This window comes from Aeromonas sp. DNRA1 (assembly GCF_963888745.1).
Lineage (GTDB): Bacteria > Pseudomonadota > Gammaproteobacteria > Enterobacterales > Aeromonadaceae > Aeromonas > Aeromonas hydrophila.
Genome location: NZ_CAWPKQ010000002.1, coordinates 455,702 through 481,011 on the forward strand (window position 1 = coordinate 455,702; position 25,310 = coordinate 481,011).

Genomic DNA, 25,310 nt, shown 5'->3' on the forward strand with positions numbered 1-25,310 from the left:
TATTTGGCATAAATGTCGCCATATGTATCTCGGCGCCGGCCCGCCTCGTCAGATGTTGTAAAATGACGATCCCGTCCCGTCATCAAGCCGTCATCGGTCCTCGACAATAATAGACACTCTGCTGCCACCGGAATGCCGCAAGATGGCCCCTTATCTGTTGCTGTTGTCCGTTGCCCTGCTGGGTGTGCAGGCGCTGCCCGCCAGCTGCTGGCCGGCGGATCCTGCCCCCCTAGATGGCGCGCTGCGCGCGTTCGAGCGCCTTGAAATGCACCAGGCCCAGGCCGCCCCGGCCCGCGCGCAGCAAGGCTTGCCGCGCCCGGATTCCCCGCTTGACGGGGAGCATCGGCAGCCCTGAGTGGCAGATGCAGCGACGAAAAGAGGGAGGCCTGGCCTCCCTCTTGTTTTCGGTGCGCCACCTCGCCTTGGCGGCTCAGTTTATCTTGCCCATCTCGATGGCGAAGCTGGTGGCCAGCTGGGCGAACTTGAGGGCGTGGGCAGCCGAGGGATCAGAGTTCTGCAAGGTGTCCTGGGCGGTGTGGATGTTGGGGTTGTAGTCGTTGAAGCGCGACTCGAACGGCATGGCGGCCGGGTAGCCCTGATTGTGCCAGGAGGCGTGATCCGAGCAGCCGTAACCGCAGCTGTCATAGCCGTAGCGGATCTGGGGCAGATAGGCGTCGAGCAGCTGGGCCAGATAGCCGGTCAGCCCCTTGTCGGTGTAGTCGGTCATGAAGACGATGTCTTGTGCCGAGCCCTGGTAGTTGGTCATGTCCAGCTGCAGCGCCGCCAGCACCTTGGTGTTGGCCGCCTTGTAGCGGGTGGCGATGTCCTTGGAGCCGCGCAGTCCCACCTCTTCCGCCGCATAGCCGATGAACTGCAGGGTGCGCTCCGGCTGGCGACCCTGCTCGGCGATGACCCGCAGCACCTCGGTCAGGGTAGCGATGCCGGAGGCATCGTCATCGGCGCCGGGGGCCAGGGTGCGGCTGTTGGGGGCCGAGCCCGCGGTGGAGTCGAGGTGACCGCCGAGCACCACCACTTCGTCCGGGTAGCGGCTGCCCTTGAGGGTCAGCACCACGGATTGCTGCGGATAGCCGCTGTGCTTGACCCGGCTGACGCTGGCCCAGGGCAGGGTCGCGCTCAGGGTCTGCCACTGGCCGGCCACCCAGTCCGCCGACTGCACCCCTGTGGTGGTGGTGTAGTAGCGGTTGCGCCAGCTGGCGAGCTGGCTGATGGTGCCGACTATGTTGCCCTGATCCAGATAGGGCAGCAGCCGGTTGACGCTGGCCCCCTGGGTCAGCGGCGGGGCGCTGAACAGGTTCTGGCTGATGGGCTGGGCCATGCTCTGCAGGGCGTCGGCCAGGGTGCTGTGCACCACATAGCCGCCGCAGCGTTGGTGCCCTTCGTGCATCAGGTGGGAGAGGGTGCCAAGCTCGCTCGCCTCGACCTGGGCCAGCTGGACCGGGGCGCCGCTGGCGCTGAACAGGGGGGCCAGCTTGGCCTTGACCTGCTTGAGTTCAACGCCGCTGTCGGCACCGAGCGTGATCCAGACGGGCTCGGCGGCCTGTACGGCGAGGGGCAGCAGGGGAAGTAAGAGGGCGGTCAACAAGGGTTTCATGGCGGATCCTTCCAGATTGAGTTGCAGGCATGTGTGCCAAGTGGGTGTCATAAGACGACTGGCCCAGTCTAGCCAAGGTGGCTGACCGGCGAATTTGCCCATCTGGCGCGACCCTACCCCCGTCCGGTGGGGGCCGCTGCAGGATCTGCTGTCTACTGCGCTCCGCTGGGGGTAACCGCTGGAGCTTTATGCTGGCGAGGGGAAGCTGCGCAGCGTGCCCGCCGCAGAGGCGGCGCGCAGCCCTGACCTGGGGGGCTGACAAAGGGAGTCAAATTGTGCCATCTCGGCGCGAAACGCCGGCGGGAATGGGTGGGGAGGGGGGTGGGTACCCAAAAGCGCGGGTACACAAAGAGGCATAAAAAAGAGGGGCCAAGGCCCCTCTTTTCCACTGGATGTTCACTGGATGGCGGTTTATGCGGTGGCCTGGGCCAGCATGCCGAGGGCTATCTCCCGCTCGCCCATGATCACCTTGTCCGCTCCCTGCTTGGTGAGGAAGCTCACCTCGTCGTCGCTGTGGGCGCGGGCGATCACCCGGAGCGCCGGGTTGATGAGCTTGGCCTGGGCGATGGCCTCGCCGGCCTCGAAGCTGTTGGGGATGGCCACCAGCAGCCAGCTGGCGTCGGTGATGGCGGCGCGGCACAGCACCTCGTCATCGGCCACGTTGCCGTTGACGTGGGGAATGTCGGCCTGGCGCAGGCTCTCCAGCCGGTGCGGATCCTGCTCGATCACCACCAGCTCGCGCCCGGCCTGCTGCAGGCCGCTCACCAGCAGGCGGCCGACCCGGCCATAGCCCACCAGTATGGTGTGGGCCTTCATCTCCACCGCCGGGCACTTGCACTCGGCCAGCACCTTGGCGTTGTCGGCGTCCGGGTGTTTCTCCAGGTAGCGCTCGACGGCGTTGAACACCAGCGGGTTGAGCATGATGGAGAGGCTGGCCCCCACCAGGATCAGGTCGCGGGCCCCTTCCGGCACCAGCTTGAGCACGATGGCCAGCCCGATGAGGATGAAGGAGAACTCGCCGATCTGGGCCAGGCTGGCGGAGATGGTGAGGGCGGTGCGCCGGCTGTACCGGAACAGCCGCACGATGGCGTAAGCCGCCGCCGACTTGCCGAACATGATGATGAACAGGGTGGCCAGCACCGCCAGCGGCTCGGTCAGCAGCACCGCCGGGTTGAACAGCATGCCCACCGAGACGAAGAACAGCACGGCGAAGGCGTCTTGCAGCGGCAGGGTATTGTTGGCGGCGCGGTGGCTCAGCTCGGAGCGGTTCATGACGATGCCGGTGAAGAAGGCGCCGAGGGCGAAGGAGACGCCAAACAGCTTGACCGCGCCGAAGGCGATGCCAAGGGAGCAGGTCAGCACCGCCAGGGTGAAGAGCTCGCGCGAGCCGGTGCTGGCGGTGTGGGCCAGCAGCCAGGGGATGAAGCGGCTGCCCACCACCATCATCAGCGCCACGAACAGGCTCACCTTGCCGAGGGTCCAGGCCAGATCCAGCGCTATGCTCTGCCAGCTCAGGGCCTGCTCGCCGAACTGGATGTCGGCGATGATCGGCAGCATCACCAGCGCCAGCACCATCACCAGATCCTCGACGATGAGCCAGCCGATGGCGATGCGCCCCTGCAGGGTTTCCAGATTCTGGCGGCTCTCCAGCGCCCGCAGCAGCACCACGGTACTGGCGGTGGAGAGGGCGAGGCCGAACATCAGGCCGGCGACCGGATCCCAGCCCAGCAGGGAGGAGAGCCCCATGCCGAGCAGCGTGGCGACCGCGATCTGGGCAATGGCGCCAGGGATGGCGATCCGCTTCACCGACATCAGATCACGGAAGGAGAAGTGCAGCCCCACCCCGAACATCAGCAGGATCACCCCCAGCTCCGCCAGCTCGGGCACCAGCTTCATGTCGGCCACATACCCCGGGGTGAAGGGGCCCGAGATGACGCCAGCCGCCAGATAACCCACCATGGGGGAGATCTTGAGGCGCTGGGCCAGCATGCCGAGGATGTAGGCCAGCACGAAGCCGCCGACCAGAGTGGTAATCAGGGGAAGGGAGTGGTCCATGTCGTCACCTCGCTAATGGCAGTCAGGGGGCTACCAGATCACCGCGCGGGCGAAGAGGGCAGCTGTCAATGAGCAGGGGGCGAAAGAGACAGATGCTGGTCCCGTGCACGGGGCGTGTCAGAGGGACAACAGTTGCCGTTTCTGTTGAAAAATAATACGTTTTGGGTGAAAAAGCAATGTTTATCCACATTTAAAGATTATTTTGCGATTTAAAGTGGATAAGTTGTGGTTTTAAGGTGAGTGGTGCGGCTTTTATTAGCCAGGCTTGGCAAAATTAATCAATCGGTGATGATTTTTGTGGCCAGGGCGAGCGGATCCTGGACTCACAAAAAAGCGGCCGACCGGCCGCTTCGTTGCATTCAGAGCTGGGGGCAGACCCCGGGTTCAATGACCCTTGGCGATCCCCTCCCGGCGCGGATCGGCAGCGCCCAGCCAGCCGCCGGTGTTGCGCTGCACGCCCTGCAGGCCCGAGGTCTGCTCGCTCAGCACCACCTCGTGCCCCTTCGCCTTGAGCGCCTCGACCACTGCGGCCGGGGTGCGGCCCGCCTCCAGCTCGGTGGGGCCGTTGCGACTGCCGAAGTTGGGCAGGTTGATCGCCTGCTGCAGGTTGAGCCCCCAATCCTGGGTGCCCAGCAACGTCTTGCCCACGTAGTTGATGATGGCGGAGCCCCCCGGCGAGCCCAGGCTCATCTCCAGCTCGCCGCTGCCCTTGTCAAACACCAGCAGGGGGGACATGGAGGAGCGCGGCCGTTTGCCCGGCTCCACCCGGTTGGCCACCGGCAGCCCGGCGGCGTCCAGCGAGGTGAAAGAGAAGTCGGTGAGCTGGTTGTTGAGCAGGTAGCCGTTGACCATCAGCCGCGAACCGAAGCCGTCTTCGATGGAGCTGGTCATGGAGACCGCCATGCCCGCCTTGTCGACGATGGAGACGTGGCTGGTGGAGGGGAGCTCCGGGGTGGCATCCCGGCCGCGAGCCGGCGCCAGCGGTGGGGTGCCCGCTTTGGCCAGGCCCATGGAGCGCTCGCCGATCAGGGCGCCGCGGCGGGCCAGATAGTGCTTGTCGAGCAGACCGCTGACGGGGACCGCCACGTAGTCGCTATCCGCCACGTACTGGTTGCGATCGGCAAAGGCGAGCCGCGCCGCCTCGCTGTAGAGGTGGATCGCCTCGGCGGAGGCGGCCGGCTGGCCCTGCTCCCCTTGTACCGGCTTGAGAGCCGCCATGTCGCGGCTCTCAAGCATGCCGAAGATCTGGCCGAGGGCGATGGTGCCGGACGAGGGGGCCGGGAAGCCGCACACCCGGCTCTGGCGATAGTCAAAGCAGAGGCCATCGCGCAGCTTGGCGCGATAGCTGGCGAGATCGACCGCGCTCAGCACCCCGGGGTTGGTCGGGTGGGCGTGCACCTTGGCCACCATGGCCTCGGCCAGCGGGCCGTGATAGAAGGCGTCCGGCCCCTGGCTTGCCAGGGTTCGCAGCACCTTGGCCAGGGCCGGGTTGGTCAGTCGGGTTCCCGCCGCTTTGGGGCTGCCGTCGGCCTGATAGAAGTAGGCCCGCGCATCCGGGTCCTTGGCAAGGTAAGGGTCCTTGGCCAGCAGCGCGGCCAGCCGCGGGCTTATCACGAATCCCTGCTCCGCGAGGGTGATGGCGGGCTCGAATAGCGCAGCCCAGGGCAGCTTGCCGTAACGCTGGTGGGCCAGCGCCAGTGCCCGCACCGTGCCGGGGGCGCCCACCGAGCGCCCGCCCACCACGCCGTCGTAGAAGGCCATCGGCTTGCCATCCTTCATGAACAGCTGATCGGTGGCGGCGGCGGGGGCCGTCTCGCGGCCATCCACCGCCGCAACTTTCTGGCCATCCCACACCAGCATGAGGGAGCCGCCGCCGATGCCGGAGGATTGCGGCTCCACCAGGGTCAACACCAGCTGCACCGCGATGGCGGCGTCCACCGCGCTGCCGCCGGCCTGGATCATCTGGTAGCCTGCCTCCACCGCCAGCGGGTTGGCGGCGGCCACCATGAAGTCGCGGCCTTGCCAGCCCTGCTTGTCCTGCCAGCCGCTGGCGGCCTCCGGCGCGATCAGGGTGTGGGCGGGGGGCGCTTGCAGGCTCTGCTGAGCGGCGCAGCCGGCCAGCAGAGCGAGGGCGATGGCCAGCCCCAGTGGTTTGCGCAACATGACACTCTCCTTGTCTGTTTTATGAGCATGAGTGGGGGACTATGTCACGATTGGCGCTAATGACTCAAGTTGTTGAGTCAGATCAACAAGTTACTCATCTATCAACAAGTCGCACTGGGCACATGCCCATAAAAAAAACCGCCCGGAGGCGGTTTTTTTGCAATCAGGCTGAGCCAGTTCGCCTAGATGGACTGCTCTTCACCGCCCAGGGCGGCAAACAGGGCAGGGATGAACTGGGCAAGCTCGGCGGTGACCAGGGCGAAGTCGGCATCCAGACGGGCGGCCGGATCTTCGCTGGTGACGTCATCGTTCTGTTCGCGCAGCTCTTCGCTGAATTTCAGGCGCTTGATGGAGAGATCGTCCCCCAGCACGAAACTCAGGGTTTCGCCCCAGTTGAGGGCCAGCTTGGTGACCAGCTTGTCGTTGGCCAGGTGGTTCTTGATCTCGTCCGTCATCAGATCCTGCTGCTTGCAGCGGATGATGCCACCGTGCTCCATGGCGCTGCGCAGCTCGGCCTCGTCCTCCAGGGTGAAGGAGGCGGGCAGGTTGCCCTCGTTCAGCCACTCGGTCATGGTGATCTCGGGCGGGTTCTTGAGGGCCACCGGCACCACCGGCAGGGTGCCGATGGATTTGCGCAGCAGGGCCAGCAGGTCGTCCGCCTTCTTGGCGGAGCCCGCGTCCACCACCATCAGGTTGTCGGCCGGATTGATCCAGGCGAAGGTCTGGCTGGTGCGGCTGAAGGCGCGCGGCAGCAGGGTGTGGAGGATCTCCTCCTTGAGCGCTTCCTTCTCTTTCTTCTTGAGGGCGCGGCCCTGCTCGAACTCGATCGCTTCTACCTTCTCCGCCAGCATCTCCTTGACCACGGTGCCGGGCAGCATCTTCTCTTCCTTGCGGGCACAGATGAGGATGTGGCCGGCGGCGGAGTGGGTCAGGGTGGAGCCGAATTTGCCAAGGGGCTTGACCCACCCGAACCGGGAGATGTCCTGGCTGCCGCACGGGGTGAAGGCACAGGCTTCCAGCTGGGTTTCCAGCTGCTCGACGGTCAGCTCGAAGGGGCGGGTAAAGCGATAAATCTGCAGGTTTTTAAACCACATGGCGTCCTCGGTCTCATAGATTGTCCGGCGGGCATTGTACTAGAGAGGCGCTTTGTGATCAGCCAATCATTCTTGTTAAATAAAGGGCGATCGACTTCACAGGGAGTCATATTCGTCCCCAAAGCCGTCATCAAACTCCCCTAGACTGCGGATGTTCAGGTTGTTAACAAGGATACCAATATGTTGAGGGCGAGTCGGTCCGACGACATGGACGAGATCGTCGAAATCTGGTTGCTGGCCTCCCTGCAGGCCCACGACTTTGTCGATGCCTCCTGCTGGTGGCAGGCCCAGGAAGATCTGCGCACCCGCTATCTCGATCATGCCCACATCTGGGTGTTCGAGGAGCGCGGCGAGCTGCTCGGTTTCATGGCACTGGTGGATGACTATCTGGCGGCCCTGTTCGTGCGCCCCGACCGCCAGGGGCGGGGAGTGGGCCATGCCCTGCTGCAGGAGGCCAAATCCAAGGGGGCCCGACTGCATGCGCGGGTGTTCGTGGAAAACGATCTGGCGGTGCGCTTCTATCGTCGCCACGGTTTCGTGATCGAGGGGGAGGTGGCCGATCCCCTCACCGGCCATCCCCAGTACCAGATGTGCTGCGAGCCCGCCTGAATCTGCCGGCCACGCCGGGTATGGCTTGAAAAAGGGGAGGCATATCCTCATCTTGTCTGCATCGGGTGCCGCTGACACCTCCTCCATACGAGCCGTTTTTCATGAAGATCCTGCATACCGCCGACTGGCATCTTGGCCATCAACTCCATGGCCACGATCGCCGTTTTGAACACGATGCCTTTCTCGACTGGCTGGCCGACACCATCAAGCGCCGCGACATCGACGCCTTGCTGGTGGCGGGCGATCTGTTCGATACCGCCAACCCTCCCGCCAGCGCCTGGCAGCAGCTCTACCGCTTTCTGGCGCGGCTGCGCGCCGAGCACCCGGCACTGGAGATGGTGCTGATCGGCGGCAACCACGATTCTCCCTCCAAGCTGGATGCCCCCCACGAGCTGCTGCGGGCCTTCGACCTGCACCTAGTGGGTAGCATCAGCCGGGACGACGAAGGGCGGCTCGAGATCGAGCGTCTGCTGGTGCCGCTGCGAGGCAAGGATGGCGAAGTGGCCGCCTGGTGCGCCGCCGTGCCGTTTCTGCGCAGCAGCGATCTGCGCCCTGACGGGCTCGGCGAGGGGCAGGACAGACTCATCGAAGGGGTACGCCAGGTCTATGAGGCGGTGCTGAGCGAGGGGCGTGCGCGCTGCCATCCGGATCAGGCCCTCATCGCCATGGGTCACGCCTATCTGGCGGCGGGCCAGCTCTCCGAGCTCTCCGAGCGGAGGGTGCTCGGCGGCAACCAGCATGCCCTGCCTGCCGAGCTGTTTGCCGCCGCCGACTACACGGCGCTGGGTCATTTGCATCTGGCCCAGAGCCCGGCCGAGGGGGTGCACTACAGCGGCTCGCCGCTGCCGCTCTCGCTGGCCGAGGCGAACTACAACCATCAGGTGCTGGAGGTGACGTTTGAGGGGGGCAAGCTGACCCGGCTTGAGCGGATCCCGGTGCCCCGCGCGGTGGAGATGATCCGGCTGCCCCAGAGTGGCCTCGACGAGGCGCTCAAGGCCATCGAGGCGCTGGCGCTGCACCCTTGCCCACAAGAAGCACAGCCCTTCCTCGAGGTGCGGCTGCTGCTACCCAAGCCCGAGGCCCGCATCCGCGAGCGCGTGCTGGCCGCCATCGGTGACAAGCCGGTGCGCCTTGCCCGCATCACGACCAGTTATCAGGGCTCGGGCCAGGGGCTGGCGGATGGTGCCGGCCAGCGCCGGCTCGATGAGCTCTCCCCCACCGAGGTGTTTCGCCTCTGCTATCAGCGTCAGTTCGACGGGGAGCCGGAGGCCGAGCTGGTGGCGTCGTTTGACGAGATCCTGGAGCAGGTGAAGGAGTCTAGCCAATGAAAATCTTGTTGCTGTCAGGGGAGAATCTGGCCAGCCTGACCGGCCCCTTTACCATCGAGTTTGCCGGTGGTTCCCTGGGGGCCGCCGGCCTGTTTGCCATCACCGGTAATACCCGGGCTGATGGGGGCAAGAGCACGTGCGATATCGGGTCGGTATGGATGGAGGCGTATGGCGTATGAAGATCCTCTCTTTGAGTGGTGAGAACCTCGCCAGCCTGACCGGTCAATTCACCATCGATTTTGCCGGTGGCGCCCTGGGGGCTGCCGGCCTGTTTGCCATCACCGGCAATACCGGCGCTGGCAAGAGCACCCTGCTCGATGCCATCTGTCTGGCGCTCTACGACGAGATGCCGCGCTTTATCGCCAATCGCAAGAACGTGGCCGAAGTGGGCCGCATGGATGACGAGGAGAAGCTCAAGGCCAACGACGTGCGCGGCATCCTCAGCCGCGGCCATGCCAGCGGTTTTGCCGAGGTGCAGTTTCGCGGCTGTGACGGCCGCATCTGGCTGGCCCGCTGGGCGGTGCGCCGGGCTCGCAACCGCGCCGAGGGGCGCTTTCAGGCCCAGGAGCGCAGCCTGACCGACGTGGCGTCGGGCCAGGTGTTCAGTGGCAGCAAGCGGGAGCTGCAGGATCGCATCGACGAGCTGGTGGGGCTCTCCTGGGAGCAGTTTCGCCGCGCCGTCATCCTGCCGCAGGGGGAGTTTGCCGCCTTCCTCAAGTCGAGCGCCGACGAGCGTTCGGCCCTGCTCGAACGGATGACCGGCACCGAGCTCTACTCCGCCATTTCGGTCCAGACCCATGAACGGGCGCGGGAGGAACAGCAGAAACTGGCTGCCATCAGCCAGCGGCTCGGTGACGTGGCGTTGATGGACGAGGCGACCCGCGAGCAGTGGGTGAGCCAGCAGGTCAGCCTTGCCACCAGCCTCAAGCACGAGCAGCAGCAACAGCAGCTGATGCAGGACTTGCGCGATCTCAACGGCCGCATCGCAGCCCAGTTGCAGGCCTGTCAGGAGGGAGAGGCGGCCCTTGCCGCGGCCGAGGCGGCCCACGCTGCGGCCGCTCCCGAGCGGGAGGAGTTCGCCCGCGCCGAGCAGGCCCAGGTGGCCCGCGCCGATCACGACGAGCTGGCTCGCCTCACCCTGGAGGTGCAGCAGCAGGAGAAGGCGCTGGCCGAGCTTGGTCCCGAACTTGGCAAGCTAGAGGAGCAGACCCAGCAGAGCGCCCTCACCGAACAGCAACTGCTGGCGGAGAAGATCGCCGCCGAGCGCGAGTGGGGCGCCCTGCAGCCCGAACTCAAACGGGCGCAGGAGCTCGACACCCGCATTCGGGAAAAGCAGCAGCAACTGCAGAAGATCCAGCAGGAGGGGGCGCAGGAGCGGGAGGTGCAGCTCACCCTGGAGCAGGGCTGGCGCCAGCAGCGCCAGCAGGTGGAGCAGCTCCAGGCCCAGCACCTGCAGTGGGGCGCCTGGCTTGAGGAGCACAAGGAGCTGGCGCCGGTGGCCCGCCAGTGGCAGCCCCTGCTCACCGCCATGCAGGATTGGGCCGAGGATGCCGACAGGCTGCAGCAACTGCTCACCCTGCGCGAACACAAGCTGCGCGCCCTCAGGCAACTGCAACACCAGCTGGAGCAGGGGCAGCAGGAGCGCGACTACTGGCAGCGCGAGCAGACCCGGTTGCAGCAACAGCAGCACGAATTGCAGGAGCAGCAGTGGGAGGGGCGTCTCGCCAAGGCGCAGGAGCAGTGGCAAGGGCAGACCGAGCAGCTGGGCCAGTTGCGCCAGCTGCTGGAGCTGGCCGACTATGGCCGCAATCACGGCGAGCAGCATGGTCGCCTGCAGCAGGAGATCGCCCAGCTGGAGCAGGCACTCGGCAAGCTGGCCATCCTCGGCGACGAGCTGGCGCCGGCTCGTGAGCGGCTCGCCCTGCAACGGGACGAGGCACGCCACGCGCTGGAGCAGTCCCGCGCCATCGCCAGTTTCGAGCAGCATCGCCACATCCTGCGCGACGGTGAACCTTGCCCGCTCTGCGGCGCCGAGGAGCACCCCTATCGCCAGAGCCAGCCACAGGTGGCGGGCATCCTCGGGCAGCTAGCGGAGCGCGTCCGCAGCCTGGAGCTCGAGTGGGAGCGGCTCAATCACCAATACATTCAGTGCGAGAGCGAGTGCCAGGAGCTGACCCGCCAGCTGGCGGTACGCCAGCAACATCTGCCTGAGCTGGAGACGCGCGCCGAGCAGCTGACCCAGCGCTGGCAGCAGCTCGGCGGTGCCGAGCTGCTGGGCCATCCGTTGCCGCTACGTCAGAGCCCGATCGAGTGGAACGAATTGATGAGTACCCTGCTCGGCCGCGGCCAGAGTCTGGAGCAGGGGCTGGCTAGGAGCCAGCAGCAGCTGCGTGAGGCCCAGCTCGGTCAGCAGCAGTTGCAGGCCGTGCGCCAGCAGCTGAGCCAGCTGGCCAGCCAGCACCAGCAGTTTGAGCAGCAGTGGCAGGAGGCCGACCGCCAGCGCATCGCCCTGGAAGGGGAGGTGAAGGGGATGGGCGAGCAGGAAACGACCCTGCGCCAGCGCCTTGAGCAGGGGGGCAGCCGGCTCGATGAGCAGATGGGGGGCCAGCCCTGGCGTCAGTGGCTGGGCAGCCAGCAGTGGCGCGAGTGGCAGCGGGCCTGCGAGGCCTGGCTGCACGGCCAGAGTGAGTGGGAGCGGCTGACCGGCGAGATTGCCAGCCTCACCCCGGCCCTGAGTGCCCAGGAGGCACGCCTGCAGACCCAGCGCGAGCTGCTGCACAAGCTCGAGCGCGACTACAAGGAACATGAACAGCAACGGCAGGGGCTGGTCACCAGCCGTGCCACCTGTCTGGGTGGCGAGGAAATTGCCCTGGTCGAAAGCCGCTGGCAGCAGCGGCTGCAGCAACTGGCGAGCGAGCTGGAGACGATGCAGGGGGCGGCCCGCGCCCTGCGCGAGCGCCAGACCGAGCTCAAGACCCGTCTCAGCCATCTGGAGCAGGAGAAGCTGGTGAGCAGTCGGCGGCGGCGGGAGGCGCTGGGGCGCTGGGCGGCCCACGCCAGCAGCCTCGGCATCGCCGAGTATGACCTGCGCCGCCTGCTGGCCATGAGCCCGGATGAGCTCAAGGGGCGTCGCGCCGCCTTGCAGGCGCTGGAGGATGCCCGCGCCGAGGCGCGTACCCGTCTGACCGAGCGGCAGCGGGCGCTGGCACTGGAGGAGAGCAAGCGAGATCGTTACCGCGAGCATCACCCCGAGCTGGCCGCGTTGGCGCCGCAGGAGCTCGCCAGCCGGCTGACGGCGCTGGAGGCACACTGCCGCGCCCTCGACGAGCAGCTGTTCCAGTGCAAGAGCACGCTGGCCCAGGCCGAGGCGGCGGCCCTCAAGGCGGGCACCTTGCAGGAGGAGCTGGCCGCCCAGCAGGCGGTGGCGGATCACTGGCAGCGCCTCTCCGACCTTATCGGCTCGGCCAGCGGCGCCAAGCTGCGCACCTTCGCCCAGAGCCTCACCCTGGAGCGGCTGCTGCTGGAGGCCAACGCCCAGCTCGCCGAGCTCTCCCCCCGCTATCGGCTGGAGCGGGTGCCCGGCACCGATCTGGCGCTGCAGGTGGTGGATCTCGACATGGGGGATGAGGTGCGCTCGGTGGACTCCCTCTCCGGCGGCGAGAGCTTCCTGGTGTCGCTGGCGCTGGCGCTGGCCCTCTCCAGCCTGTCGTCACGCCAGACCCAGGTCGAATCGCTATTCATCGACGAAGGGTTTGGAACCCTGGATCCGGACAGTCTGGATCTGGCGCTCTCAAGCCTAGACTCCCTGCAGGCGGCCGGTCGCCAGATCGGGGTCATCTCCCACGTGCAGACCCTGGTGGAGCGGATCGGCGTGCAGGTGCGGGTGGAGGCCCTCGGCGGCGGCGAAAGCCGGGTAGTGTTGCCCGGCTGACGAGGTGTCGCCCATGACCCTCCATGAACAAAAAGGCCCCTGTCACAGGGGCCTTTTTGTTGGCGTGCAACCCGTCGCTGGTTATTTGCGCTCGGGCAGCATATTGGTCAGGGTGTTGTCCTTGAGCACATGGTGGTGGTAGATGGCTGCCGCCGCGTGCAGGGCAATCAGGGCATAGCCAATGTTGGCCAGCGTCTCGTGCAGCTCCTTGATGGTGCCCTTCAGGCCGTCGTCGGGGGCGATGAGGGCGGGGAGCTCCAGGCCGAAGAAGGGAATGGGCTTGCCCCCTGCGCTCAACAGCAGCCAGCCCAGCAGCGGGGTGAGGATCAGGAAGCCATAGAGCGCCAGATGGGCGAGCTTGGCCAGCGTGAGCATCAGGGGGGAGAGCTCGGGCACGATACGCGGTGAAGGGCTACCCACGCGCACCAGCAGGCGCACGACCACCAGCACCAGGATCAGCAGACCCACCATGAAGTGAAACTCCTTCATCAGGTCGCGGCCAGCCGACCCTTTGGGGAAGATGTCCCTGAACTCCATCAGCGCATAGACGGCGATCATCAGCAGCAGGGTCAACCAGTGCAGCCCTATGCTCAGGCTGCCATAACGTTGTTCGGTATTTTTCAACATGCTCATATCCTTCTCGGGGCTCGCATTGCATCAAGGGTGGTCGCATCGGGCATCCTGCCCCCGCACCATTCTTTCTCATGTTACCGCGCAGATGTGTCAAAACCTTGATCTCGGTGTGTTTTTTAACATCTTATTTGCAACTCGCCAGACACACTCTGTGCCGAGTCTATGCTTCTGATCAACAGGGCCATACCGGCCAGGGTGGTGAGGGGTTGCATCATGAAGCATCTGAGAGTGGGCGTACTGGCAGGCTTGATGCTGCTGGCCATGCTGTTGGGGATGACAGGGGGTGACGAGGAGCGGCTGGCTGCGGCAGAACCTGGCCGACCGACTCATTTTTCAGCCTATCTTGGTTTGTTGCCAGGGCTCATCGATTCCAACGGTACCGGCCCCTTCGTCGACCTGGTCAAGGCCATCGCCGGGCTGGATGACGGGGTGGAGGTGAGCGTGATGGTCTACCCCATGTCCCGTGCCACCCGCAGCGTGGTGGTGGGGGAGGCGGACTTCAATCTGCCGGCGCTGCGCAATCCCTACATCGACGAGTCCATGCTGCCCTATCGCTTCAGCTCGGCGAGCTTTGGCAAGGTGACCCACGTGCTCTACAGCAACAGTGCGGCGCCCATTACTCCCGCCATGGTGCTGGGCTACGAGTACACCAAGCGGGATCTGCTCATCGAGGGGGTGACCGACTTCTGGCCCTTCTCGGTCAAGCGCTCCCTCTCGCTCGAGCAATCCCTCGGCAAGCTGAGCCGGGGCCGCATCGATGCCTTTCTGTGGGCGCAGGAGGAGGCGGATTTCACCCTGCGCAAGATGGGGCTGACCAATATCCACCGGGTCTATTTCGGCGAGTTTGACGATGTGTTCATCATCCCCAAGGGGCCGAAAGGGGATGCGGTCGACCGTTTCCTGAGCCAGTCCATCGAGCGGCTCAGGGCCTCCGGTCAGCTCGACAAGATCTACTCCGGCATTCATGGCCCCTATCAGGAGTGGCAACCGGGAGAAAATGCTGCGACCAAGGCGGTCAGAGCCGCACAATGAGCGCTTTACCCGCGATCAGCGCTCACTTAACTTTGAACGATACCTTGGTAAGGGAGTTACCTTGAACATCACCGATCCTGTGATCCTGACCGAGCTGCAGCAGATCCTGTTTCGCTCCTTCGACGTGATCCCGTTTCCGATCCTGATTTCGGAATCCGCCTGCAGCGAGACGCTGGGCAGCATACCCACCCGACTGTCGGAGATCCCGGCCCGCCATCACAGGTTCGTGAACCGGGCCTTCGTGACTCAGCTGGGCTACGACCTGACGGATCTGCCCGACATGGCCAGCTGGTTTGCCACCGTCTATCGCGATGAAGAGAGCAGGGCCCAGGCGATTGAGCGCTGGAACCAGGCGGTGATGACCAGCCTGGCCAACGGCGCGGCGGTGGCCGAGATGAACGCCTGTCTCTACTGCAAGAGTGGCCAGCAGCGCTGGTTTACCATCACGGCCCAGCTGACGGCGGATGCTATGCCGGGTTGGCACATAGTGACGCTGCGCGACATCCACGACCTGCACTGCATGATCGAGGAGGTGAGCCGGCTCTCCTGCACCGATCCGCTGACCGAGCTCGGCAATCGGCGTGCCGCCGGGCAGCAGTTGCAGGCGCTCTGGCTGCAGGGGGAGCCCTTCTCGGTGATCCTCTGCGATATCGACCACTTCAAGCAGATCAATGATCGCTACGGCCATCCCGCCGGGGATGCGGCGTTGTGCGAGGTGGCCCGCATCATGACGCGGCAACTGCAGCCCGCAGAGCATCTGGCCCGCTGGGGCGGGGAGGAGTTCCTGTTGATCTTGCCAGGAGTGGACGCCGAACAGGTGGTCGAGCGAGCCGAACTGTTGCGCCTGCAGTTTGTCGGCCATGCCGTGGGCTGGCAAGGAGAGCACTTCTCCCTGACGGTGAGCCTAGGTTGTGCCACCCAGGAGGAGGGACAGGGTATCGACAGCCTGCTGCAGGTGGCGGACAAGGCGCTCTACCAGGCCAAGAGCAACGGCCGCAACCGGGTGGTATTTGGCAGGCCCTAGCCGGAAAACGCCCATAAAAAAACCGAAGCCAAGGCTTCGGTTTTTTGTTGCAGCGGCGGGCGCTCGGCCCATGCGGCCTTATTTCTTGATGCGGATCACCGGGGTTTCGCCCACGGTCACGGCACCAGTCATCTTCACCAGCTCTTTGATCTCGTCCATGTTGGAGATGACCACCGGAGTCAGGGTAGATTTGGCTTTGGCTTCCAGAACGGCCAGATCGAACTCGATGATGGTGTCACCGCGCTTGACCTGTTGACCTTCCTGGGCGATGCGCTTGAAGCCTTCGCCTTTCAGTTCAACGGTGTCGATACCGAAGTGAACGAACAGCTCGATACCTGAGTCGGATTCCAGCGAGAACGCGTGGTTGGTCTCGAAGATCTTGCCGATGGTGCCGTCGCACGGAGCAACCATCTTGTTGCCAGCCGGCTTGATGGCGATGCCGTCGCCGACGATCTTCTCGGCGAAGACTACGTCGGGCACATCTTCGATCGGTACGATTTCGCCTGACAGCGGGGCAAAAATTTCGATGCCGCCAGTATCAGAACTGTCATCGGAAACCAGTTTCTTCAGTTTATCAAACAGACCCATAGTAAAAGCTCCTAGAGATGATTGTCGCTGTTTGCAGCCGATCTTAGCAGACTGCCTTCTGCTTAATAAAGTTATCTACACAGGCTTCGATTTCGGCGGCGGTGGCAAAGCTCAGCGCTTGATCAGCCATGGCCTTCACATCTTCGAAGTTGGTGTTGCGGATAAGCTTCTTGATACGCGGTACAGAGATGGCGCTCATGGAGAACTCATCCAGACCCATACCCAGCAGCAGCAGGGTGGCACGCTCGTCACCAGCCAGTTCACCACACATACCGGTCCACTTGCCTTCGGCGTGGGATGCATCGATAACCATCTTGATCAGCGTCAAGACGGAGGGTGACAGCGGGTTGTACATGGCGGAAATCATCTCGTTACCACGGTCGACAGCCAGGGTGTACTGGGTCAGGTCGTTGGTACCGATACTGAAGAAATCCACTTCCTTGGCCAGATGATGAGCCATCACGGCAGCAGCCGGGGTCTCGATCATGATACCCACTTCGATGGATTCATCAAAGGCTTTGCCTTCGGCACGCAGTTCGGCTTTCAGCGTCTCTACGGTAGCCTTCAGGCTGCGGAACTCTTCGACAGAGATGATCATCGGGAACATGATGCGCAGTTTGCCGAAGGCAGACGCACGCAGGATGGCCCGCAGCTGGGCATGCATGATGTCGGCGCGATCGAAGAAGATCCGCACGGCACGCCAGCCCAGGAAGGGGTTCATCTCTTTCGGGAAATTCATGTAGGGCAGTTCTTTGTCGCCGCCGATGTCCATGGTGCGCACGATGATCGGCTGATCCGGCATCGCTTCGGCCACTTCTTTGTAGGCTTTGAACTGCTCGTCTTCGGTCGGCAGCGCGTCACGGTCCATGAACAGGAACTCGGTACGGTACAGACCCACGCCTTCGGCGCCGTTGCGGATGGCACCTTCGGTATCCTTGACGGTACCGATGTTGGCGCACACTTCGACCTGATGGCCATCGAGGGTGATGGCAGGCAGATCTTTGAGCTTGGCCAGTTCATCTTTCTCTGCTTGGAACTGGGCCTGGAATTGCTTGGCCTCGTTCAGCTGTTCGGCAGTCGGATTGATGATGATCTGGTTGTTGATCGCGTCCAGCACCAGCACGTCACCATTCTTGACGCGCTCGGTGATGTCGTTGGTACCCACGATGGCCGGCAGCTCCAGGGAGCGGGCCATGATGGAGGTGTGGGAAGTACGGCCACCGATGTCGGTGACGAAACCCAGCACGTATTTCAGGTTGATCTGAGCGGTTTCGGACGGGGTCAGGTCTTTGGCGACCAGGATCACCTCTTCGTCGATGGTGCTCAGGTTGACAACGGCAATGCCCAGTACGTTCTTGACCAGACGGGTACCGATGTCACGGAAGTCGGTGGCGCGCTCGCGCAGATAGGGATCATCCAGCTCGGCCATCATCTTTGCGTACTGCTCGATGACCTCGTAGATTGCCTTGTCAGCGGTGGCCTTGTTGTCTTTGATGAAGGATCTGATATCCCCTTCCAGCTCTTCATCTTCGAGCAGCATGATGTGGCCTTCGAAGATGGCCTCTTTTTCTTCACCGAAGGTGCGACCGGCCATCTCTTTGATGGCTTCCAGCTGTGCGGCTGACTTGGTGCGGGCTTCGAGGAAGCGGTTGATTTCGGCATCAATCTGTTCGGCAGCGATTTTGCCCTGATTGATAACGATTTCATCTTCTTTCAGAAGAAGCGCCTTGCCGAATGCGATACCGGGGGACGCAAGAATGCCAGATATCATAATCCTTCCTATTAAAACGACTGTGGGGGAGGAATAAAGCTGGATTACTCCAGCTCGTCCATCAGGGCAACCAGCTTCTCAACGGCTTTCTGAGCGTCCGGGCCGTCGGCCTGGATGGTCACGTTGGTGCCTTTGGTCAGGCCCAGGGTCTGCAGCTTGAACAGGCTCTTGGCGCTGGCGGATTTGCCACCGGAGACCACAGTGATCTCGCTTTGGAATTCTTTGGCTTCTTTCACGAACTGAGCTGCCGGACGGGTGTGCAGGCCGTTTTCAGCAGTAATAACAACAGACTTCTCGTACATGGTTTCACCCCATATTATTGATATTTTTTGGTGTGAGGGATGCTTTTGAAGCTTCCTTCTCGCACCGTGTCAGTATGGATATGTTGTAAAGTAACGAAATCAGACCTGCAATGGTTTAATCCAGGTCAATTTTCTGTGCAGTATTCGGTGTCTGCCTCAACTCTTTTCCGTTATCGCTCTACAAGCCGCGTCAATGCTGGCTTGAAATTATTTTATAACGAAAAATAACACTTTGTTACTTTGTGATACCTAGTCGGCAAACACCTCGTGACGCGGCACAGGATATGAGATTTATCACAGAATGTCTGCTTTTTTTGTCGCTGGGTTGCTTGTTATTTTACCCCGAAAAATAAGGGGTCGACTGGCGCTGCCAAGTGCTCAGTCTAGCCCATAAAGAAACGGCGCTCCTGGGAGCGCCGTTGTTTTGAAATAATCCGATCACTTATTGCTGCAGTTCCTGCTCGCTGAACACCCCGGCAAACAGAGCGCTGGAGAGGTAACGTTCGGCGGCGCTCGGCAGAATGACGACGATTGTCTTGTCTGCAAACTCCGGCAGTTCGGCGAGGCGGGCTGCGGCCACCACGGCGGCGCCTGAGCTGATCCCGGCCAGGATCCCTTCCTCTTCCATCAGGCGGCGAGCCATCTCGATGGCATCATCGCTGCTCACCTGTTCAACGCGGTCCAGCAGGGTCAGGTCGAGGTTGCCGGGAATAAAGCCGGCACCGATTCCCTGGATCTTGTGGGGACCGGGTTTGATTTCAAGACCGGCCAGACGCTGGCTGATCACCGGCGATTCGCTCGGCTCGACGGCGACGGAGACCACCGCCTTGCCCTTGGTCTGTTTCAGGTAGCGGGAGACACCCGTGATGGTGCCGCCGGTGCCGACGCCTGCCACAAACACATCCACCTGACCATCGGTGGCATCCCAGATCTCGGGGCCAGTGGTCTTCTCGTGGATTTCCGGGTTGGCCGGGTTTTCAAACTGCTGCAGCAACACATATTTGCCCGGCTCGGACTCGAGGATCTCGTTGGCCTTGGCAATGGCCCCCTTCATGCCGAGCGGCCCTTCGGTCAGCACCAGATTGGCGCCGAGTGCCTTGAGCAGTTTGCGGCGCTCCAGGCTCATGGTGGCCGGCATGGTCAGGGTGATGGGATAGCCACGGGCGGCGGCCACGAAGGCCAGAGCAATACCCGTGTTACCGCTGGTGGGTTCGATGATCTCCTTGCCCTTGGTCAGGACGCCGCGTTTCTCGGCATCCCAGATCAGGTTGGCGCCGATGCGGCACTTGACGCTGAAGCTCGGGTTACGGCTCTCAATCTTGGCCAGCACGCGGCCCTTGGTAACACGGTTGAGACGAACCAGCGGGGTGTGACCTATGGTCTGGCTGTTGTCCTCAAAAATTTTGCTCATGGTGCTATCCCTGTTTGTTACGGCGATGAAACAAGATTACCCTGTGGTTTCTGAATGAGAAGTGACGATTTGTTATAACAATATGTTATTACAAGATATAGAGCTTATTCTTTCTTATTGAGGCCTCGATCTCAAAAAGGTCTCTCATCGTCAAAGGAATGGACGTTATGGGATTTGCAGGAAGCGATCGCTATCTCGCCTCTGAATCGCTCAAGATGGCGGTCAATGCCGCTATCGTGCTGGAAAAACCCTTGCTTATCAAAGGGGAACCCGGCACAGGCAAGACCGAGCTGGCCGAAGCGGTGGCTCGCCATCTGGGCACCGAGCTGATTGCCTGGCACATCAAATCCACTACCAAGGCCCAGCAGGGACTCTATGAATACGATGCGGTGGCCAGGCTGCGTGACTCCCAGCTTGGCGACCCCAGGGTGGGGGAGATCAGCCACTACATCCGCCGTGGCAAGCTGTGGCAGGCCTTCACCGCCGACCAGCGCCCGGTGCTGCTCATCGATGAAATCGACAAGGCGGACATCGAGTTCCCCAACGATCTGCTGCAAGAGCTGGATCGGATGGAGTTCGACGTCTATGAGACCGGCGAGCGCATCAAGGCCCTGCAGCGCCCCGTGGTCATCATCACCTCCAACAACGAGAAGGAGTTGCCGGATGCCTTCCTGCGCCGCTGCTTCTTCCACTACATCCGCTTCCCCGACAAGGCAGAGATGCAGGCCATCGTCAAGCTCCACTACCCAAACCTCAAGGAGAGCCTGCTTGGTGAGGCGATGGATCTCTTCTTCGAGCTGCGCGAGGTAGAGGGGCTGCGCAAAAAGCCCTCCACCTCGGAGCTGCTGGACTGGATCCGGCTGCTGTTGGCCGACGATATCGCCCCCGAGGCGATGCGCACCCGCGAGCCGGGCAAACTGGTGCCTGCCCTCTATGGCGCTCTGCTCAAGACCGAGCAGGACCTGCATCTCTTTGAGAAGCTCGCTTTTCTGGCCAGACGCGGCAGCTGACCCATGCTGATCGACTTTTTTACCCATCTGCGCCGTCACAAGCTCCCCTGCAGCCTGCGCGAATTGCTGGACTTGCACGCGGCGCTGGCAGCCCGGCTGGCCAGCCTCGACATGGACGAGTTCTACCAGCTCTCCCGCTGCCTGCTGGTGAAAGACGAGGCTCACTATGATCGCTTCGATCGCGCCTTCGCCGAGTATTACGAAGGGTTGGCCGCCATCCCCCTGTTACCGGAGAGCCTGCCCGAGGAGTGGCTGCGCCAGGAGTTCGAGCGGCTATTGAGCGCCGAGGAGAAGGCGTTGCTCACATCCCTCGGCGGGCTCGACCAGCTACTGGAGACCCTAAACCAGCGCTTGAACGAGCAGAAGGAGCGTCACGCCGGCGGCAACAAATGGGTAGGTACCGGCGGCAGCAGCCCGTTCGGCCACGGCGGTTTTCACCCGGAAGGGATCCGCATGGGGGGAGAGGGCCAGCATGGCAAGGCGGTCAAGGTGTGGGAGGCAAGGCATTACCGCAACTTCAGCGACGACTCGCCGCTCGGCCAGCGCGCCATTCAGCTGGCGCTGCGCAAGCTCAGGCGCTGGGTGCGCCGGGGCAATCCCGACGAGCTGGATCTTGACGACACCATCCAGAGCACGGCCAGACAGGGCTGGCTCGATGTGAAGCTCAGGCCCGAGCGCCACAACGGGGTCAAGCTGCTGGTCTTCTTCGACGTGGGAGGCTCCATGGATGCCCACGTGGCCGAGGTGCAGCGCCTCTTCTCGGCCCTGCGCCACGAGTTCAAGCATCTGGAGTACTTCTACTTTCACAACTGTCTCTACGACTTCGTCTGGCAGGACAACGCCCGCCGGCACGAGGCGCGCTTCGATACCCTGCGCCTGCTGCGCACCTACGGCAGCGACTACAAGGTGATCCTGGTGGGGGATGCCACCATGGGCCCCTACGAGATCACCTGGCCTGGCGGCAGCGTCGAGTATTGGAATGAGGAGGCCGGTCAGGTGTGGCTGGCCCGCCTGCAGCAGCACTTTCCCAAGCTGGTGTGGATCAACCCCACCCCGTGCCGGGAGTGGCTCTGGCACCCCTCCATCAAGCTAATGAATGAATTGATCGGCGGGCGCATGCACCCGCTGACCCTGGCGGGTCTGGCTGCGGCCATCGACCAGCTGTGACCCTCTCTACCCGAACAGACCAACAAGCCGGGAGTGAACCCGGCGAGGAGCAAAGATGACCTCTATCGTGATCAGTGGCTCAGGCCTCTATACCCCTCCCTTTGCCGTCAGCAATGAAGCGCTGGTGGCCGCCTTCAACCAGTATGTGGATCTCTACAACGAGGAGAACGCCTCCGCCATCGACGCCGGCCAGCTCCCCGCCAAGCAGCATTCCAGCAGCGAGTTCATCGAGAAGGCCTCCGGCATCAAGAGCCGTTATCTGGTGAGCAAGGAGGGGGTGCTGGATCCTGACATCATGCAGCCGCTGCTGCCCGAGCGGCCCGATGACAAGCCCTCCATCATGGTGGAGATGGCGGTGGCCGCCGCCGAGCAGGCGCTGATCGCCGCCGGTCGCGAGCCTGGCGAGATCGATCTGGTGATCGTCGCCGCCTCCAACATGCCGCGCCCCTATCCGGCCCTCTCCATCGAGCTGCAGCACTATCTGGGGGCGGGCGGCATGGCGTTTGACATGAACGTGGCCTGCTCCTCCGCCACCTTCGGCATCAAGACGGCGGCGGACATGCTGGCGGCCGGCAGTGCCAAACTGGCGTTGGTGGTCAATCCGGAGATCTGCTCGGGGCACCTCAACTTTCGCGATCGGGACAGTCACTTCATCTTCGGCGACGCCTGTACCGCCGTGCTGCTGGAGCGGGAGGCCGATTGCCAGGCGGCCAACCCCTGGCAACTGGTGGCCAGCAAGCTGGTGACCCAGTACTCCAACAATATTCGCAACAACTTCGGCTTCCTGAACCGGCTCAGCCCGCGTACCCGCTACGGCGACGACAAGCTGTTTCGCCAGCAGGGGCGCAAGGTGTTCAAGGAGGTGCTGCCGCTGGTGTGCGACCAGATCGCCAACCAGCTTGATGAACAGGGCTGGCCCGCCGAGAGTCTAAGCCGGCTCTGGCTCCATCAGGCCAACCTCACCATGAACCAGTTCATCGCCCGCAAGCTGCTTGGTCACGATGCCAGTCAGCAGGAGGCGCCGGTCATTCTCGACAGCTACGGCAACACCAGCTCGGCGGGTTCCATTATTGCGTTCCATCTGTACAATCGCGACCTTTCCGCGGGGGCCCGCGGCGTGCTCTGCTCGTTTGGCGCCGGCTACTCGATCGGGAGCCTGCTGTTGCGGCGCCTGTGAGGGGCGGGGTCATCTCCCCGCCATCATGACGATAAGGTTTGGGTAGCATCATGCAGAGGATCACGGGGCGCTGCGCCCTTCACTACGGGGTGACGCTGTCACTGTTTTGTTTTTATGGGCTGCAGGTCTGCCCGTTTCTGGAGAGCCTCACACTGCCCCAGCTGCTGGGGCCCGTGCTGGTGACCTTCGCCATCATGTTTGTCCTGCGTGATCAACTGCTGCGCAAGGTGATGCTGTCCGGTCAGGGGCTGGGAGGCTTCGGGCTGGAGGTGGGCTTCTACCTGCTGGGGGCCTTGCTGCTCTCCGGCTACAACGGTATCCGGTATGATTTTCCGCTGGAAAGCCACCTCAAGATCCTGTTGGGGATGAGCACCCTGGGCTTTCTGGTGGCGGCGGATCTCTCGCTGCAGCGGGATTGGCAGCAGGCCAAGCTGCGAGAGCATCAGGCCTGCTTGGTGCTGAACCAGCCGCTGGCCATGCCGGTTTCCCGCAAATTCTCCCTGTTCACCTTCACCACACTGACTCTGCTTGGCGCTGTGTTCTTCCTGTTGTTCAACAAGGATCTGGAGTGGCTGGTCACAGTGGACAAGAGCCTGCCTCGGCTCGATGCCCAGCACTACATCCTGCTGGAGATCGCCTTCGTGATGGTGGTGACCTTCGGTTATCTCTGGCTCATCATTCGCGGCTATGGCCGTAACCTTACCTTGTCACTGATGCATCAGACTCGCGCCATGGCGCAGGTACAGTGTGGTGATCTGGAGGCGCGGGTGCCGGTGATCCGGGACGATGAGTTCGGCCTGATTGCCGCCGGCACCAACCAGATGATTGGTGAGCTGAAGGCGCGCCAGGACGAGCTCAACCTGACCCGGGACGTGGCCATCCTGGGGCTCGCCTCGCTGGCGGAGACCCGCGACAACGAGACCGGCGCCCATATCATCCGCACCCAGTGCTATGTCAAGGTGCTGGCGGAGCAGTTGAGCCGCAGCGACTGGGAGCGCTATCCGCTGGACGACGCCACCATTGATCTGCTGTTCAAATCGGCGCCGCTGCACGACGTGGGCAAGGTGGGTATTCCCGATGCCATCCTGCTCAAACCGGGCAAGCTGACGGACGAGGAGTTCGCCATCATGAAGCGTCACCCGCAGATCGGTGCCGATGCGCTGGCGAGCGCCGAAGCCCAGCTCGGCTCCAACTCCTTCCTGCGGCTGGCGCGGGAGATCTCCCTGACTCACCACGAGAAGTGGGATGGCAGCGGCTATCCGGCCGGGTTGGCGGGGGAGGCGATCCCCTTGTCGGGGCGGCTGATGGCTCTGGCGGATGTCTACGACGCTCTCATCTCGAAACGGGTCTACAAGCCCGCCTTCAGCCATGAGCAGGCCAGGACCATCATAGTGGAGGGGCGTGGTCACCACTTCGATCCGGCCATCGTCGACGCCTTCCTTGCCTGCGAGGAGGAATTTCGCCAGATTGCCATCAGGCACAAGGATCACGACTGACAAAAAACCACCCGAACGGGTGGTTTTTTTATGGCTGGCTCACTGGGCCGGCTCGATGGCGAGCACCAGGCAACTGGGCTCGCTGATGCGAAAGCGTACGTTGCAGTCAAACAGCCTGACGCCGTACTCCTTGTCGTCCGGCTTGCCCTTCTTGTAGGCGGGGCGCGGATCCTGGGCCAGCACTTCGCTCACCAGCAGACGCAGCTCGGGGTGGGCCTTGAGCCAGGGTTGCAGCTGCTGCTCCGCCTCGGGGCTGAAATTCACCGCCAGCGGCGGGGTGGGGGCATCGGGAGCGAACCCGCCGCGAGCATCCGGCAGGCTGTCGGCATACGGGATATAGGGCTTGATGTCGACGATGGGAGTGCCATCGAGCAGGTCCACCGCCCCCAGCTCGAGCCAGAGTTTGCCGCGCTCACGACCGACCCCGTGCAGCTCGACCACCGAGAGGCCGAGCGGGTTGGGGCGAAAGGTGGAACGGGTGGCAAACACCCCGACCCGCTCGTTGCCGCCCAGGCGCGGCGGGCGCACCGTCGGGTGCCAGCCCTGCGCCATGGTCTGGTGAAACACGAAGCTGAGCCAGAGGTGGGAGAACTGCTCGATGCCGCGCAGCACGTCCGGCTGATCGTAGGGAGGCAGCAACTCGAGGCGGGCGCGGGCCGATTTGACCAGACCGGGCTGGCGCGGGATGGCGAACTTCTCCTTGTAGGGAGAGCGGATGATACCCAGGGTGTCGATTTCGAACTTCATGGCGGATCCTGACTGAAAACCCCGGCAATGTAGCACAGCGGCCCTCAAAACGCAGGCTTGCCCGCCGGCCGGTGGCTGTCTGCTTGCCGTGATCCCGCTCCCATCCCGGCCGCTTCGGGGCTGTATCGCGCCGCCAACTTGCGTAGGGTGGGTGCAGGAT

At 63.3% G+C, this 25,310-nt stretch carries 20 protein-coding genes and 1 pseudogene; 11 read left to right on the plus strand and 10 right to left on the minus strand.

Annotation, left to right across the window (positions count from 1 at the left end):
- The first annotated feature begins 142 nt into the window (after nt 1-142).
- Nucleotides 143-355, plus strand: a complete 213-nt coding sequence (locus tag AACQ43_RS08125; protein ID WP_168966886.1) for a hypothetical protein — start codon at nt 143-145, stop codon at nt 353-355.
- Nucleotides 356-430: 75 nt separating this feature from the next.
- Here AACQ43_RS08125 and AACQ43_RS08130 read toward each other — a convergent pair whose 3' ends face one another.
- The 4 genes from AACQ43_RS08130 to rdgC all read right to left on the minus strand — a co-directional run bounded on the left by AACQ43_RS08130 (nt 431) and on the right by rdgC (nt 6,924).
- The gene (locus AACQ43_RS08130; RefSeq protein WP_168966888.1) at nt 431-1,612 is read right to left on the minus strand and encodes a M28 family metallopeptidase; all 1,182 of its coding nucleotides are present in this window, start codon (nt 1,610-1,612) and stop codon (nt 431-433) included.
- Between the two features lie 411 nt (nt 1,613-2,023).
- The gene (gene ybaL / locus AACQ43_RS08135; protein ID WP_168966890.1) at nt 2,024-3,667 is read right to left on the minus strand and encodes a YbaL family putative K(+) efflux transporter; all 1,644 of its coding nucleotides are present in this window, start codon (nt 3,665-3,667) and stop codon (nt 2,024-2,026) included.
- A 384-nt stretch (nt 3,668-4,051) separates the two neighbouring features.
- Entirely contained in the window at nt 4,052-5,830 is a 1,779-nt protein-coding gene (ggt, locus tag AACQ43_RS08140; RefSeq protein ID WP_168966892.1) for a gamma-glutamyltransferase, read from the minus strand.
- 182 nt (nt 5,831-6,012) lie between these two features.
- The gene (gene rdgC / locus AACQ43_RS08145; protein WP_011706841.1) at nt 6,013-6,924 is read right to left on the minus strand and encodes a recombination-associated protein RdgC; all 912 of its coding nucleotides are present in this window, start codon (nt 6,922-6,924) and stop codon (nt 6,013-6,015) included.
- Nucleotides 6,925-7,104: 180 nt separating this feature from the next.
- Here rdgC and AACQ43_RS08150 point away from each other — a divergent pair, with 180 nt between their 5' ends.
- The 4 genes and pseudogenes from AACQ43_RS08150 (at nt 7,105) to AACQ43_RS08165 (ending at nt 12,792) form a co-directional block, all read left to right on the plus strand.
- Complete coding sequence (locus tag AACQ43_RS08150) at nt 7,105-7,533, plus strand: GNAT family N-acetyltransferase (RefSeq protein WP_168966894.1); 429 nt, start codon at nt 7,105-7,107, stop codon at nt 7,531-7,533.
- A 101-nt stretch (nt 7,534-7,634) separates the two neighbouring features.
- Nucleotides 7,635-8,861: an exonuclease SbcCD subunit D C-terminal domain-containing protein gene (locus AACQ43_RS08155; RefSeq protein ID WP_168966896.1), complete on the plus strand. Its 1,227-nt coding sequence runs from the start codon at nt 7,635-7,637 to the stop codon at nt 8,859-8,861.
- Nucleotides 8,858-8,998 (plus strand): annotated as a pseudogene (locus tag AACQ43_RS08160) (exonuclease SbcC); the annotation flags it as partial. The gene AACQ43_RS08155 and the pseudogene AACQ43_RS08160, both read left to right, overlap by 4 nt.
- Before the next feature lie 38 nt (nt 8,999-9,036).
- Nucleotides 9,037-12,792, plus strand: a complete 3,756-nt coding sequence (locus AACQ43_RS08165) for an AAA family ATPase (protein WP_168966900.1) — start codon at nt 9,037-9,039, stop codon at nt 12,790-12,792.
- Nucleotides 12,793-12,873: 81 nt separating this feature from the next.
- Here AACQ43_RS08165 and AACQ43_RS08170 read toward each other — a convergent pair whose 3' ends face one another.
- Nucleotides 12,874-13,419 (minus strand): cytochrome b, encoded by a 546-nt coding sequence (locus AACQ43_RS08170; RefSeq protein ID WP_168966902.1) that lies wholly within the window; start codon nt 13,417-13,419, stop codon nt 12,874-12,876.
- A 219-nt stretch (nt 13,420-13,638) separates the two neighbouring features.
- Between AACQ43_RS08170 and AACQ43_RS08175 the strand changes: the two genes are divergently transcribed.
- On the plus strand, nt 13,639-14,457 hold the full coding sequence (locus tag AACQ43_RS08175) for an ABC transporter substrate-binding protein (protein ID WP_168966904.1): 819 nt from the start codon (nt 13,639-13,641) through the stop codon (nt 14,455-14,457).
- Between the two features lie 61 nt (nt 14,458-14,518).
- The gene (locus AACQ43_RS08180) at nt 14,519-15,481 is read left to right on the plus strand and encodes a sensor domain-containing diguanylate cyclase (protein WP_168966906.1); all 963 of its coding nucleotides are present in this window, start codon (nt 14,519-14,521) and stop codon (nt 15,479-15,481) included.
- 78 nt (nt 15,482-15,559) lie between these two features.
- Here the strand turns inward: AACQ43_RS08180 and crr are convergent, their stop codons facing one another.
- From crr to cysK, 4 genes are all read right to left on the minus strand, one after another.
- Nucleotides 15,560-16,069 carry a PTS glucose transporter subunit IIA gene (gene crr / locus AACQ43_RS08185; protein WP_005303134.1) on the minus strand — a complete coding sequence of 170 codons (510 nt, stop codon included), beginning with the start codon at nt 16,067-16,069 and terminating at the stop codon, nt 15,560-15,562.
- 43 nt (nt 16,070-16,112) lie between these two features.
- Nucleotides 16,113-17,840 (minus strand): phosphoenolpyruvate-protein phosphotransferase PtsI, encoded by a 1,728-nt coding sequence (ptsI, locus tag AACQ43_RS08190; protein WP_011706834.1) that lies wholly within the window; start codon nt 17,838-17,840, stop codon nt 16,113-16,115.
- 44 nt (nt 17,841-17,884) lie between these two features.
- Nucleotides 17,885-18,142, minus strand: coding sequence for an HPr family phosphocarrier protein (locus AACQ43_RS08195; RefSeq protein ID WP_005303128.1), 258 nt, complete (start codon nt 18,140-18,142; stop codon nt 17,885-17,887).
- A gap of 442 nt (nt 18,143-18,584) precedes the next feature.
- Entirely contained in the window at nt 18,585-19,553 is a 969-nt protein-coding gene (cysK, locus tag AACQ43_RS08200; protein WP_042871008.1) for a cysteine synthase A, read from the minus strand.
- Between the two features lie 167 nt (nt 19,554-19,720).
- On the opposite strand from cysK, the gene AACQ43_RS08205 reads away from it, so the two are divergent.
- Genes AACQ43_RS08205 through AACQ43_RS08220 form a run of 4 tightly spaced genes read left to right on the plus strand, consistent with a single transcriptional unit; the run spans nt 19,721 to nt 24,403 of the window.
- Nucleotides 19,721-20,563 (plus strand): AAA family ATPase, encoded by an 843-nt coding sequence (locus AACQ43_RS08205; protein WP_168966908.1) that lies wholly within the window; start codon nt 19,721-19,723, stop codon nt 20,561-20,563.
- A gap of 3 nt (nt 20,564-20,566) precedes the next feature.
- The gene (locus AACQ43_RS08210) at nt 20,567-21,730 is read left to right on the plus strand and encodes a vWA domain-containing protein (protein ID WP_168966910.1); all 1,164 of its coding nucleotides are present in this window, start codon (nt 20,567-20,569) and stop codon (nt 21,728-21,730) included.
- A gap of 55 nt (nt 21,731-21,785) precedes the next feature.
- A complete protein-coding gene (locus tag AACQ43_RS08215; protein WP_168966912.1) occupies nt 21,786-22,907 on the plus strand; it encodes a beta-ketoacyl-ACP synthase III in 1,122 nt (373 codons plus the stop codon).
- Nucleotides 22,908-22,957: 50 nt separating this feature from the next.
- A complete protein-coding gene (locus AACQ43_RS08220) occupies nt 22,958-24,403 on the plus strand; it encodes an HD domain-containing phosphohydrolase (protein WP_168966914.1) in 1,446 nt (481 codons plus the stop codon).
- 39 nt (nt 24,404-24,442) lie between these two features.
- Here the strand turns inward: AACQ43_RS08220 and tsaA are convergent, their stop codons facing one another.
- Nucleotides 24,443-25,150, minus strand: coding sequence for a tRNA (N6-threonylcarbamoyladenosine(37)-N6)-methyltransferase TrmO (tsaA, locus tag AACQ43_RS08225; protein WP_158196945.1), 708 nt, complete (start codon nt 25,148-25,150; stop codon nt 24,443-24,445).
- Between the last annotated feature and the right edge of the window lie 160 nt (nt 25,151-25,310).